Annotated in this window: 12 protein-coding genes; 7 read left to right on the top strand and 5 right to left on the bottom strand. The window is 36.1% G+C overall.

The genetic code is table 11. The features are described 5' to 3' along the window. Positions 1 to 45 precede the first annotated feature (45 nt). On the bottom strand, positions 46 to 1,191 hold the full coding sequence (locus AEQU1_RS13995; RefSeq protein ID WP_111882097.1) for a cysteine desulfurase family protein: 1,146 nt from the start codon (positions 1,189 to 1,191) through the stop codon (positions 46 to 48). 167 nt (positions 1,192 to 1,358) lie between these two features. On the opposite strand from AEQU1_RS13995, the gene AEQU1_RS13990 reads away from it, so the two are divergent. Beyond that, the gene (locus tag AEQU1_RS13990) at positions 1,359 to 2,246 is read left to right on the top strand and encodes a hypothetical protein (RefSeq protein ID WP_111882095.1); all 888 of its coding nucleotides are present in this window, start codon (positions 1,359 to 1,361) and stop codon (positions 2,244 to 2,246) included. Positions 2,247 to 2,409: 163 nt separating this feature from the next. Here AEQU1_RS13990 and AEQU1_RS13985 read toward each other — a convergent pair whose 3' ends face one another. After that, entirely contained in the window at positions 2,410 to 2,958 is a 549-nt protein-coding gene (locus AEQU1_RS13985) for a Smr/MutS family protein (protein WP_111882093.1), read from the bottom strand. A 194-nt stretch (positions 2,959 to 3,152) separates the two neighbouring features. Here AEQU1_RS13985 and AEQU1_RS13980 point away from each other — a divergent pair, with 194 nt between their 5' ends. Next, positions 3,153 to 5,060 (top strand): T9SS type A sorting domain-containing protein, encoded by a 1,908-nt coding sequence (locus AEQU1_RS13980; protein WP_111882092.1) that lies wholly within the window; start codon positions 3,153 to 3,155, stop codon positions 5,058 to 5,060. Positions 5,061 to 5,186: 126 nt separating this feature from the next. Here the strand turns inward: AEQU1_RS13980 and rocD are convergent, their stop codons facing one another. Beyond that, entirely contained in the window at positions 5,187 to 6,467 is a 1,281-nt protein-coding gene (gene rocD / locus AEQU1_RS13975; RefSeq protein ID WP_111882220.1) for an ornithine--oxo-acid transaminase, read from the bottom strand. 146 nt (positions 6,468 to 6,613) lie between these two features. Between rocD and rlmD the strand changes: the two genes are divergently transcribed. From rlmD to AEQU1_RS13960, 3 genes are read left to right on the top strand one after another with little or no spacing between them, the layout of a single operon-like run. Further along, positions 6,614 to 8,023, top strand: a complete 1,410-nt coding sequence (gene rlmD, locus AEQU1_RS13970) for a 23S rRNA (uracil(1939)-C(5))-methyltransferase RlmD (protein ID WP_111882090.1) — start codon at positions 6,614 to 6,616, stop codon at positions 8,021 to 8,023. A 26-nt stretch (positions 8,024 to 8,049) separates the two neighbouring features. Further along, on the top strand, positions 8,050 to 8,547 hold the full coding sequence (locus AEQU1_RS13965) for a DUF6452 family protein (RefSeq protein WP_111882088.1): 498 nt from the start codon (positions 8,050 to 8,052) through the stop codon (positions 8,545 to 8,547). Then, positions 8,510 to 9,250 (top strand): DUF6048 family protein, encoded by a 741-nt coding sequence (locus AEQU1_RS13960; protein WP_309300265.1) that lies wholly within the window; start codon positions 8,510 to 8,512, stop codon positions 9,248 to 9,250. Before AEQU1_RS13965 ends, AEQU1_RS13960 begins: the two co-directional genes overlap by 38 nt. Before the next feature lie 31 nt (positions 9,251 to 9,281). On the opposite strand, the gene AEQU1_RS13955 is transcribed toward AEQU1_RS13960, so the two are convergent. Next, positions 9,282 to 10,439, bottom strand: a complete 1,158-nt coding sequence (locus tag AEQU1_RS13955; RefSeq protein WP_111882085.1) for a class I SAM-dependent RNA methyltransferase — start codon at positions 10,437 to 10,439, stop codon at positions 9,282 to 9,284. A 58-nt stretch (positions 10,440 to 10,497) separates the two neighbouring features. Between AEQU1_RS13955 and AEQU1_RS13950 the strand changes: the two genes are divergently transcribed. After that, on the top strand, positions 10,498 to 11,229 hold the full coding sequence (locus AEQU1_RS13950) for a bifunctional 2-polyprenyl-6-hydroxyphenol methylase/3-demethylubiquinol 3-O-methyltransferase UbiG (RefSeq protein WP_111882083.1): 732 nt from the start codon (positions 10,498 to 10,500) through the stop codon (positions 11,227 to 11,229). After that, complete coding sequence (locus AEQU1_RS13945; protein ID WP_111882082.1) at positions 11,229 to 11,897, top strand: ZIP family metal transporter; 669 nt, start codon at positions 11,229 to 11,231, stop codon at positions 11,895 to 11,897. Before AEQU1_RS13950 ends, AEQU1_RS13945 begins: the two co-directional genes overlap by 1 nt. Positions 11,898 to 12,050: 153 nt before the next feature. Here the strand turns inward: AEQU1_RS13945 and AEQU1_RS13940 are convergent, their stop codons facing one another. Continuing rightward, positions 12,051 to 13,391, bottom strand: coding sequence for a T9SS type A sorting domain-containing protein (locus tag AEQU1_RS13940; protein WP_111882079.1), 1,341 nt, complete (start codon positions 13,389 to 13,391; stop codon positions 12,051 to 12,053). Positions 13,392 to 13,675 lie beyond the last annotated feature (284 nt).

Below are 13,675 nucleotides of genomic sequence, written 5' to 3'. Positions count from 1 at the left end.
TGGTTCTAGTTTCTAAGTTGGTAAAATGAATACTCAATACAGAAACTAACCAATAAACTCTTTCAGTACTTCCACCAAATAATCAACTTCTTCCTTTTTGTTGAAACTGGAAAATGAAAAACGAATGGATGGTTTTTGAAGATCTTCTTCGGAAAGGATAGCACTCAAAACATGCGAACCTCCTTCAGCCCCACTCTGGCAAGCACTACCTTTAGAACAGGCAATACCCTTTAAATCCAATTGAAACAAAAGTAACGTTGCTTTTTCTGGAGAAATAGGCAAACAAACATTTAATAAGGTATACGTGCTGCTTGTATTATCACCACAGCTGCCGTTAAATTTCACACCTAGAATATTTTTGGAAAGCTGTTCCTTGAAATAACTTTTCAGCTCAGTTATATATTTTCTTTCGTTTTCAAGATTTTGATAGGATAATTTTAAAGCTTCTACCATCCCCGCTATTGCGTAAACAGCTTCAGTTCCAGCACGGAGACCTCTTTCCTGTTCTCCGCCATGAATTAGAGACCGAAGCCCAGAATTCTTACGTATAAAAGCAAATCCCGCTCCCTTTGGCCCATGGAATTTATGTCCCGCAGCAGCTGCAAAATCTATAGGTATTTCCTTGAAATCAAGTTCAAAATGGCCGACGGACTGAACTGTATCACTATGGAATAGTGCTTTATATTTTTTACAAAGCAACGCCGTTCCCTTTATATCTAATACATTACCCACTTCATTGTTCACGTGCATCAAGCTTACTAATGTTTTTTCCGAAGTAGCTGACAATAAACTTTCCAAATTTTCATGGTCCACGTGTCCACAATCATTCAGTTTTACAAAATCTACTTGAATATTGTATTCTTTTTGAAGGAATTCTAAAGTATGCAACACAGCATGATGCTCTATTTTACTCGAAATAATACGCTTTACGCCCAAGTCGCGAACTGCGCTAATAAGTATGAGATTATCAGCCTCAGTGCCTCCAGAAGTGAAAATAATTTCACTTGCGCTTACATTTAATATCTTTGCAACATCCTTTCTGGCGTTTTCAAGTAATGATTTGGAAGACCTACCGTAAGAATGTGTAGATGAGGGATTTCCATATTCAGTTTTTAAAACTTCAGTAATACAAGTGATTACTTCACTTCTAAGTTGCGTAGTTGCCGCACTATCAAAATAAACTTTCTTCATTGACAAAATTTTTCATAAAAAACGGGTAGCATCCGAGTTCTATTACATTTGGAGCAAATTCTACTCCGTAATTATGGTTGGCAAAAATACATATTAAAACAGTTTTGCCGGCGTTTCAGTTAAAAAGAAATGCGTTACTTTGTAACCGTTGATGATTTTAATTTACGATGAAAAAAATTCTTTTCCTTTTTATAGTTTCCCTCATTTTGCATAGCTGCAATGACGGCGATATTATTGTAACAACTTTTAATTTTGACGATGCCGAATTAAAATCGTGCGGCAATGTTGGTAATTATGTTTTTTATAAAGTGAACCCGGAAGCACTGGAAAGCCTTTCCTTAAAATTGGGTGTTACGGATAGCATTTATAAAACCGCAGAAACCAAATCCTATATTTTGAATGGCACTACAAATTTTGTAAACTACAGAACTTATGACGGTATTTTGGGCACCACCTATTTTTGCAGTAGCATCCCGCCTACATCGCCAAACGTAACGGTAGATTATCTCGCCGCCTCCGGTACAGCTGAATTTGCAACAACCTTTGTTTATGATGACAATGATGGCGTGCCCGAAGAAAAAGAGTTTAATGGAGATACCGATGGCGATGGACTTCCAAATATTTATGATTTGGATGATGATGGAGATAACGTACCTACGGCAAGGGAGCTGGACACTGAAAATGCTGATGGTGATAACGATCCCTTTACAAACCCTAAAGATACCGATGGCGATGGAATCCCCGATTATCTTGACGCTGATGATGACAACGACAATGTACTAACCCGTGACGAAGACAAAGACATGGACTTAGACCCCACCAATGATGTTTCAGATACTTCAGTAGGGCCAGATTATTTGAATCCCGCTGTGTCTGAAACGTATGAAATCACCCAATACCGCGTTCACACTTATAAAATTTTTAAAAGCGTTAAAATTACCCTGAAAAATGTGGTGCTAATAAATGGTGAAGAGGAAATTACTCAGGAAACACTGACTATGGGGACTATTGAAAACGTGGAAACTAAAGACAAAACAATTAGACCGGAATTATAAATTAAGTATCAATTAGTGGGAATTTGTTTGGCATAGGACAAACTGAAAGAAACAATTATAGAAATTATTAGAACTACTTGAGTCTATATTTAATTTGGTTTTCTTAAAAACAAAAGGCTCCCACACTACCAAATACTCACTTCTCACTACTAACTACTAAATTCTAATTACCACTATTCTGAAAAATATAAACTTCGGTCGCACCACGACCGTATTTTTGAAAATCGGCATCATAGAACTTTACATTGTCGTAGCGGTTAAAAAGATATTCCAGTTCCGTGCGCAAAACGCCTTCACCCACACCGTGTATAAAAACCACTTTTTGAATACGTTTTGAAATAGCAAAATCTAACTGCCCTTTTGCAGCATCAAGCTGAATGGTGAGCATTTCATAATTGTTCAGCCCGCGGGTTTTTGGCACTAATTGATTTATGTGCAAATCTACCTCCATAGGCGGCAAGCTTCGCTCCTTTGGCTTTATACGTTGGGTTTTTCCAGGTTTTTTTTGCTCTTTTTCAGAAATTATAGAAGAAACATCCATCTGTGCCAGTTCTCTTTTTGAAAGAGAACCATCCATGATGATAAGTTCATTTTTTAAGAAATCCAACTCAAAACCATCTGTTGTTAATATAGTTACATCATTACCTTTCACAGCAGTAACCACGCCAGATATGGCATCATCAAGCACTGAAACCTTATCACCTTTCTCCATAAAAAAATTACTTTATTTTTTATAATTAAAAAAATCCTTCCTTAGGCACGAATTATAGGGGCTAAACCTCTAAAAACGAAAAATTTGCGTATTTTTGTAACTTATAATATGCATATTAATTTTTTATTTTTAAATTTAAGCCTTCTAAAAAGGTTTGTTGCCCCACATCAAATGCTTTTATAAACCGTAAAAATATGAAAAACCTACTACTCTTTTCTACATTACTTTTAACATCTTTTGGCGCTTTTGCTCAATTAACCGTGAAGCCCACTACTGCTGGTGCTGATTCATATGTCTATGTGAATGATCAAGTACTTTATGTAAAGAACGAAATAAATCTGACCAGAAATCCTAGTGGCCCAAGTAATACAGAAGCAAGTATCTACCTTCGCAACAATGGACAATTAATACAGTCTGGAGTTGCGTCTACAAATACTGGTAATGGTCAGCTTTCAGTACAGCAAAATACGCTTGAGACTAATAGATGGGGATATTATTTATGGTGTTCTCCAATTGGTAACACAGTTATTGGGTCGAGCATAGGTAATACGAATTTTGGTATTGGTAGCGTATATCAACCAACATCTGCCACATCTGCAACATTGGCACTAACCACAACTGGACCTGATGGCATTTTGAGTCCCTTTACCGTTTCTACGAGATGGTTATATACTTTTGAAACTCCCGGTACGGAGATAGAAAGCCATTATAGAAGAATTAACGGAGGCAATAGTGCACCTCCAGGATTTGGCTATACTATGAAAGGAGTTGGCAACTATTTACCGGGTGACAACTTTAACTATGATTTTAGAGGAAGACCCAACAGTGGTGATTTTAATATTCCAGTAGGTATTGATTTAATGACACTTTCCGGAAACCCTTATCCTTCTGCTTTAGACCTTAACAAACTTTTTTACGATTCAGACAATACTGAACTTAAAACGTTTTGGTATTATGATGAAGACAGAAGTGTTGGGTCCCATAATTATAGTGGAAAGCCCTTTGGATATGGAGTATATGCTGTAGGCCCAGAAGATACGGATAACGATCCTTCTAATGGAAACAATATGGGTATTTATACTTCCTCACCTTTTAGAATATACACTTCAGGGGGAGGAACTTCCCCTCCAGGAAGTACACCGTCCGCTGTTCAAGGTAAACGGTTTGCTCCAGTCGGACAAGGTATTATGCTTGTGGGTGATGCTGTTGGTTTTATTACCATTAAAAACTTACATAGAGTATTTGTAAGAGAAGGTCTAGCAAATGGTTCGGTTTTTCAAAGGCCAAACATTGTTGATAATACCGCAACTGAAGAAAACCTAAATGGAACCCCAACTTTATCAACTGATTCAGAAACAACAGGAACAGTAGATTATCGTACGCCAATGATGCGTTTATGGACCGTTTTTGATGATGCAGTAACCAGAGATATGGTATTAGCGTTTTATGACCAAGCAACAGATGGCTATGATCGCGGTCTAGATGGGTTAAGCGCACAAGATTTAAAAACGGACGCGTATTTTCCTATAGGCAATGACAATAACCGTAAACCATATGTTATAAACGGAATAAAGTATAATAAATACAAACAAGTGCCAATCGCTTTTAAATTAAATAAACAAACGAATATAGCATTGCGCGTTCAAGAAGAGATTAAAAAACCATATCAACATGCTTATCTTTTTGACAACCAAGAAAATACTTATAAAGAGTTAGGCTTAGCAGCTACTACTCGACCTACTCTAACTCTGCCAGCGGGTACTTATGACAACAGATTCTTTATCGTTTTCCGCAATCCGAATATTAAGAGTGATATACCTAAAACTGAATTGGAAAGAACAGTGGTTGTTCGTGAAAACGTAACTTTTTTCCAAAACAATCCACAACAACAATTGGAAGTTGGCAACCCAGAAGGCTATACCATTAAAACTGCTTTAGTATATGATATGAGCGGTAAATTGGTGATCTCCGAATCAAACTTGGGTGATAATAACAAATACAGTTTCTACACCGGTAACTTAAGTGATGGTGTCTATTTAGTGAAACTAATGACTTCGGAAGATATTGCAATAGACTATAAAGCTATTGTTCACAATCAATAAGAATTAAGCTCTTCTACCAGAGAGTTTAAAATTTCCCATAATAAAAGAAACGGCCCCGATATTCTCGGGGCCGTTTTTATTTGTAACTCTGTTTGAACATATCAAACTTCGTATATGAAAAGTGTTTTATTTTTCAAACTCCTTTAAAGTTTTAATAATTATAGAAACACAATCCCTCAACTGTTCTTCGTTCATAACCAACGGTGGTGCAAAACGAATAATATTTCCGTGGGTTGGTTTTGCAAGTAAACCATTATCGCGAAGTTTTAAGCAAATGTTCCAAGCTGTGTCGCTGTCTTCAGAATCATTAATTAAAACCGCATTCAGCAGACCTTTTCCGCGGACAGATTTTGCAATGTTACTAATTTCTATGTAATTGTTCAATTCACTTCGGAAAATTTTTCCAAGGCGTTCCGCATTTTCAGCGAGATTTTCATCACGAACAACGCTGAGTGCGGCAATAGCTACGGCAGCAGCCACAGGATTTCCTCCAAAAGTAGAACCGTGTGTTCCAGGCTCTATAACACTCATTACATTATCATTCGCAAGAACGGCAGAAACTGGATACGCGCCACCGCTCATCGCCTTTCCAAGAATTAAAATATCGGCTTTTACATCTGGTGTGCCGCTACAATTTTTATCTGGACAACTACAATCTCCGCAAGTGGCCAATAGTCTACCTGTTCGGGCAATTCCTGTTTGCACTTCATCTGCAATAAAAAGTACGTTGTGCTTTTCGCATAGTGCCTTGGCCTTTTTTAAATATCCTTCGGAAGGAACGAACACACCCGCTTCCCCTTGAATAGGTTCCACAAGAAAACCAGCAATGTTTTTATTGCTTTCCAAATGTTGTTGTAGCTGTTCTATATTGTCGTATTCTATTTTTATAAATCCTTTGGTATATGGACCAAAATGCTTTCTCGCTATAGGATCGTTACTAAAAGATATAATAGTAGTAGTTCTTCCGTGGAAGTTGTTTTCACAAACAATAATTTCGGCTTCATTTTCATTGATGCCTTTCTTTTCATACGCCCACTTTCTACAAATTTTCAAAGCAGTTTCCACTGCTTCGGCACCAGTATTCATTGGAAGTAATTTATCATAATTGAAAAAGTCGCAAGCAAATTTTTCATACTTTCCTAGCATATCATTATAAAATGCACGAGAAGTTAATGTAAGCGTTTTTGCTTGTTCATTCATCGCATCCACAATTTTTGGGTGGCAATGCCCTTGATTTACCGCAGAATATGCCGAGAGAAAATCGTAATATTTCTTGCCGTCAACATCCCAAACGTGCACACCTTCTCCCCTGTTCAAAACCACGGGTAACGGATGATAGTTGTGGGCTCCGTATTTGTTTTCCAATTCGATAGCTTTTTGAGAAGCTGTTTGCTCTAAAACTGACATAAGATTGTAATAATTTAAAGTAAAATATAATTGATTCCTGCTTTTCGGAGCGGAATCCTCCGTGGCTTGCAAATTACTAAATTAATCCCACAATTTTTGAAGCTTCAAAAGGTTTTAAAAGTTCCATTTATACTATTTTTGCGCCTATGGCTAGAAAAAACAATAGAGTGATTTTTGAGAACCTTGAAGTGATTGATGCTGGGGCAAAAGGAAAAGCCGTTGCCAAAGCGCCGGATGGCCGCGTGGTTTTCATAAATAATGCAGTTCCGGGCGATGTGGTTACGGTACAAACTTTTAAAAAGAAAAAAGCTTTTTACGAAGCTAACGTACTTTCAATTTCAAAATATTCCGAAAAAAGAGTGGAACCCGTTTGTCCACACTTCGGGACTTGTGGCGGCTGTAAATGGCAAAATCTTGGCTATGAGCATCAACTTTTTTATAAGCAAAAAGAAATTGAACAAAACCTACAGCGTATTGGGAAAGTAGAATTGCCGGATTTTCAACCAATCCTCGGTTCCGAAAAGCAATATTTCTATCGCAACAAGATGGAGTTCAGTTTTAGCGACAACAAGTGGCTAACGCTGGAACAGATTAAAAGCGACAAAATAATAGGAAATCGAAATGCACTAGGTTTTCATATTCCTGGAATGTGGGACAAAATTTTGGATTTAGAAATCTGCTATCTGCAAGCAGACCCGAGTAATGCAATCCGCGATTTTATTAAAGCCAAAGCAGAAGAACTAAAGCTATCTTTCTTCAATACTAGAAATCAGGAGGGATTTTTGCGGACTTTGATGATCCGCACTACTTCTATTGGCGAAGTAATGGTTTTGGTGCAGTTTTTTCACGAAGACGAAGCAAATAGAAAGTTATTGTTGGAAGCTGTTGCTGAAGAATTTCCACAGATTACATCTCTTTTATATGTAATCAATTCCAAAGGAAACGATACGCTGTATGATCAGGAAATTGAACTTTTCTTTGGAAGGGATCATATTTTTGAAGAAATGGAAGGTTTACAGTTTAAGATAAATGCTAAGTCTTTTTACCAAACCAACAGCGAGCAAGCGTATGAGCTTTATAAAATAACCCGTGATTTTGCAGGTTTGAGCGGAAATGAACTAGTTTATGATCTTTACACAGGAACAGGAACTATTGCACAATTCATCGCTAAAAAAGCGAAGAAAGTAATTGGTGTAGAAGCTGTGCCAGACGCAATTGAAGCTGCAAAACAAAACGCGCAATTAAATAATATTGAAAACGTTGAGTTCTTTGTAGGCGATATGAAAAAAGTTTTCAATGAAGAATTCATAAATACACACGGAAAACCAGACGTAGTTATTACAGATCCCCCGCGAGACGGCATGCACGCCGATGTTGTTGGGCAATTATTGAATTTGGGTGCCGAAAAAATTGTGTATGTAAGTTGCAACAGCGCCACCCAAGCACGTGACTTGGCGCTATTAGATTCAAAATATAAAGTGACAAAGGTGCAACCAGTAGATATGTTTCCACAGACGCATCACGTGGAAAATGTTGTACTTTTGGAGAAGCGCTGATTTTTTCTGAAAATGAAAATTAAAATATGATCAAAAGAATAATTGTACTCATCCTTATAATATTTGCCTTCAAGGGCTGTACAAAGGATGATATCTGTCCGGAAGGAACTGCCACTACTCCTAATTTGATAATTACCTTTAATGATATTGTGAATCCTGCAAACCGCAAGCAAGTGGAAGGTTTAAGTATTGTAACAAATTATGCTGACACATTGGAGGTTTTGGCTCGGACTACTACAGATTCCATTGCTATTCCGCTTAACATAAATTCTGACACCACAAAATACAAGTTTATTCGAACCACAATAACAACTACAGATACTATTAGAAATGTAGATAGTATTGTTTTTGTTTACCAACGTAACAATAGCTATGTAACCCGTGCCTGTGGTTTTAAAACGGAATTTGACAATCTGGATACAACTTTGGAGGAAGAAGGAACCGAAAACTGGATTCAAGATATTATAACAATTAGAGACACTATTAATGATGAAAACGAAGCTCACCTTACTATTCTTCATTAGTCTTTTTTGTAGCGCCCAAATTTCTTTGGCGCAAAAGAAAAATGAAACAACTACCGATACAGTTCCTAAAATTGAAAAATACGGGATACGTGTGGGAGTAGATTTAGCAAAACCCATAAGAACGCTGATTGAAGATGGTTATTCCGGCTTTGAAATTATGGGCGATTTCAGGGTGACAAAAAAGTTCTATGCAGCTTTGGAACTTGGTAATGAAAAGAAAGATTGGATAGAGCCTTACGTTACATCAAAAACCAGTGGAAGCTATGCTAAAATAGGTTTTGATTACAATGCTTATGAAAACTGGTTGGGAATGGAAAACGCAATTACACTTGGACTCCGCTATGGTTTTTCAACTTTTAAACAGGAACTTTTAAGTTACAGAATCTATACTGATAATCCTGCATTTCCATCTCAAGTTATAAATGAGCCACAAGAGTTTAGTGGTTTGACCGCACATTGGGCCGAAGTTATTATTGGCGTAAAAACCGAAATATTCAACAATGTTTATCTTTCAATAAACGCTCAAATTAAAAGAAGAATCACAGAAGACCAACCGGAAAATTTCGCCAATTTATATATTCCCGGTTTCAACAGAACCTATGATTATAGTAAATTCGGAGTAGGATATGGATATTCAATTTCCTATCTAATTCCAATTTTTAAGAAAACTGAAGCTCCAAAAGAAGAAACCCAAAACCCTTAAACTAAGTAAATACTATTAATTAGCTAATTACTTATTGTTTACTCGCTTTTTTGCTACCCTCATACATTTCGTAACGCACCAATTTCGCTTCCAATTTTCCATTGAAGAGCTTAATTTTTTTTGAAGGACGAAGTCCAACAAATTTTAATGCTTCCATATTTGAAGTGATCATCCACGCCTGCGTTCCGGAATAGCTTCGTTTTAAAGTGTTACCGATGGAACTGTAAAAATTTTCAACATCACTTAAAGAAATACGTTCATCATACGGCGGGTTAAAAACAATATATAGTGGTTTGTCACTTTCCTTTTCACTTTCGAAAAAATCCTGTTGTTTCACTTCAATGAAATCCTGCAGGTTAGCACTTTTAATGTTTTCTTTAGCCTTACTTATTGCTACGGGATCAGTATCAAAACCATAAATTTTATGTGGAAAATCTCGAACTTTCGTAAGTGCGGCTTCTTCAATTTTTTCATAAAGATCCACATCAAAATCTGGCCAATTTTCAAATCCAAATTCCTCGCGGTTCAGATTTGGAGGAATATTGCAGGCTATCATCGCCGCTTCGGTTAACATTGTTCCACCACCACACATTGGGTCTAGAAAATTACACTGTCCGCTCCAGCCTGAAAGCATTATAATGCCCGCGGCCAAAACTTCGTTAATTGGAGCAAGAGTACTTTCTACTTTATAACCACGTTTATGTAACGATTCTCCAGAACTGTCAAGTGAAACGGTACAAATATTTCTATCAATATGAATATTGATACGAAGTGTGGGATGATCTAAATCTACATCTGGACGTACCCCTTCCCTATCGCGAAAACGGTCAACGATTGCATCCTTTGTTTTTAAAGCAATATACTGTGAATGGGTAAAAACATCAGAAAAAACAGTTGCGTTTACAGCCAATGAGCCTTTTACATCCATATAATTTTCCCAAGGCATTTCGTAAATTTTCTTGTAAAGATCTTCTTCAGTAAAAATATTGAATGCAGTTATTGGTTTCAGTATTTTAATAGCGGTTCTGCAACATAGATTTGCTTTGTACATAAACCCAGTATCACCTTCAAAAGAAACATTTCGTATACCAATTTCAATAGAAGAAGCACCCAATTGGCGAAGTTCCTGTGCAAGAAGTTCTTCCATCCCAAAAAGGGTTTTGGCTACCATTTTAAAATTCTTTACCATAATATATAAACAGATTTCCTGCAAAAATACAGTATTTTAGCAGGGCGAAACGAAAACTATGCAAAAAGAAAAACACAATTGGTACGCTTCGTGGTTTAACACGCCTTACTATCATCTGCTTTACAAAGATAGAGGCCACAGGGAGGCTGCGCTATTTATGAATACGCTCACCAATTTTTTAAATTTACAGAAAAATGACACTATTCTAGACCTTGCCTGTGGGCGAGGGCGGCACTCCAAATATTTATATAAGCAAGGTTTTAATGTTACTGGAGTTGATCTTTCCGAAGAGAGTATTAAAGACGCCAAGCAATATGAACAGCCAAAACTTCATTTTGAAGTGCACGATATGTGTTTACCCTATCCACAGCAATTTGATGCAGTTTTCAATCTTTTTACAAGCTTTGGATATTTTGAAAACGAAATTGATAATCTACGAACTATCAAATCTATAAAGACTGAGTTAAAAACAACTGGGTTTGGCGTGATTGATTTTTTAAATGTTGAATTAGCAATTAAGAAGTTAGTTCCTTCAGAAAAAAAGAGAGTGGGTGATATTGTTTTTCACATCGAAAAATATGTTGAAGATGATTATATCGTAAAAAACATACGTTTTAATGACAAAGGAAAAGACTATTTTTATACAGAGCGTGTAAAAGCTTTGACTTTGGAAGATTTTAAAGTCTACTTTAATGAGGCAAATGTTGAATTAAAAAATGTTTTCGGAAATTATCAACTGGACAATTTTGATAGAAATACTTCCGAAAGATTAATATTAATTTTCAATTGATGAATTATTTATTTCTTTTTTTGGCCGTGGCCGTAGGTTATCTGATTGCGTTATTTTTAAAGAAAAAAGAATTACGCAATATGGAAGTTTTCCTTGCTTTTAGTGGGGCGTTCCTTTTATCAATTACTGTATTTGAGTTATTGCCGGAAGTTTTTGAAACACCCTCGAAAAATATTGGCGTATATATAATGCTCGGTATTTTATTGCAGATATTCCTCGAATTCTTTTCAAAAGGCGCAGAACACGGGCATGTTCATTTACATTCCGAAACAAAGCATTTTCCCTGGATTTTGTTTATTAGTCTCAGCATTCACGCCTTTATGGAAGGTTTTCCCATCTCGGAAGAAAACAATTTATTACTTGCTATTATAATTCATAAAATTCCGGTAGCAATAATTTTATCTTTCTTTTTTATAACAGCGGGCTATCGTAGGTCAACAACTTTATTCTTTTTATTCTTTTTTGCATTGATGACTCCATTAGGAAGTTTTATTTCTACAAACTACAACATTGTTCACCACTATGAAACTGAAATAACTGCCGTTGTTATTGGTATATTTCTACACGTTTCAACCACAATTCTTTTTGAAAGCTCTAAAAATCATAAATTCAATCTTACCAAAATGACAGCTGTGGTAGTGGCAGTTCTTATAGCTTATTTTTTATAATTTAACCTTTATATTCTTTACTAGAAACTTAAGAATATTTCATGGTTTAAGAATTAAAACAAAAGAGCATTTGCTTCAATATTTTTGCCTACAAATATTTATAAAAAAAAGCTGCCAGTAAATGACAGCCTTTTTTAGTTCTCAATATATTGCTTACTCTTTAATAATCTTAATCGTTTTCCTATTTTCACTTGCACTTACGGTTAGTAAGTAAATTCCTTTAGGCAAAAAGGATAAGTCTAATTCTACATCAGAATTTTGAGGGTGCAAATCAAGTATATTCTGTCCCAATAAATTACTGATAGAAATTTCAGTAATTGTAGCAGTATGTTTTAGCATCAATTTATCGCGGGTTGGATTTGGATAATAGCTAAAATTAGCATCGTTAAACTCGGTAGTGCTTAAAGTAACTGTTACAGTTACAGCAAAAGGATCGCTTAAACATCCGTTAACAATATTTACTGCGTAATAAGTTTCCCCGTTCTGCAAAGGAGTATTTGAAGGTAATGGATTGGTATTGTTTATTGCATCTACTTCAGTAGCAAACCAAGTAACATCTGTTGGATCTATAACTATATCAGCCAAAGTTGCTCCCTGCACAAAAGTTTGCATAGAATCTCCAGTAGGAGTAGCTGGTGTCACACAACCATCCAAGTTGAGTTTTCCAAAATATTGCGCAGAAACACCACTTATTACAACACTCACTCCTGTATCTGGATTTAATTTATTTATTCCAGCACCGCTAGACCACAAAATATCTCCATTCCCGAGTTTGGCAACTCCCCTTAAATTACCCAAACTCCAATAATCAATTATAGAACCGTCAGTTTCAGAAAAACGATATAATCCATTCTGATTTCCACCACTTACAATACTAAATACGGCAGCCAAAATCACACCTGGCTCTTCAATTTCTATTTGTTGGACAAAATTAACTACACCCTGCTCAACAATATTTCCCAAAAAAGCACCACTATAATCCCGTCTCTCAATATTACTAGTTCCGCTATATGAAATATATACTTCTCCATCACCATTATCTATAATATCAAATGGGGAGTCTGACTGTGGTGTGGTAAGAAAAAATCCTAAATTATTACCTTGAAAATCAAAACGAATAATAGCTTCACCAGGCGCACCATTATTAGTTCCAGAATTACAAACCCATACTTCAGTTCCATTCACTACTGATAAACCTCGAATATTGTCCATTCCAGTATCAATTGTAGCAATTAGGTTTCCATCAAGATCATATCGTTCCATTTTGTCTGCCAATTGATATGCAATCCAAATTTCGTCCGCTACTTGAATTAATGCTTTCGGGGTTCCAGCATCAAGCGCAATAAATGTTGGATCAATAATGTCACCGGTAGTAGAATCAAGCAAAAGTACTTGTCCGTTTTGTATTACAGCAATCCTTTCTTGTGCGGTCAAAGACCCGACAAAGAATATTAATAATAGGACAGCATTTTTGAAAAGAGTAGTTTTTTTCATAATAATGAATTTTATTTAGTTAATATATAAAATTTACTCTTAGGAAACAAAAAAAGACATTTGGTCTGTCATTATAAATTGTAAATATTAAAGAAAATCTTAATAAAATTTTTATGTGTAAAATCCTTAAGAATAAGATTTTACAAAATATTTCACTTTTTCACATAAAAAAACCCCCTCCATTTAATGGAGGGGGTTTTAAAGGAAGGCGGCGACCTACTCTCCCACAGGATGCAGTACCATCGGCGCAAACGGGCTTAACTTCTCTGTTCGGAAAGGTAAGA

Source organism: Aequorivita sp. CIP111184 (genome assembly GCF_900489465.1).
Taxonomy (GTDB): domain Bacteria; phylum Bacteroidota; class Bacteroidia; order Flavobacteriales; family Flavobacteriaceae; genus Aequorivita.
Note: the sequence above shows the minus strand (reverse complement) of the source record. Positions and strands in the feature narration are given on the sequence as shown.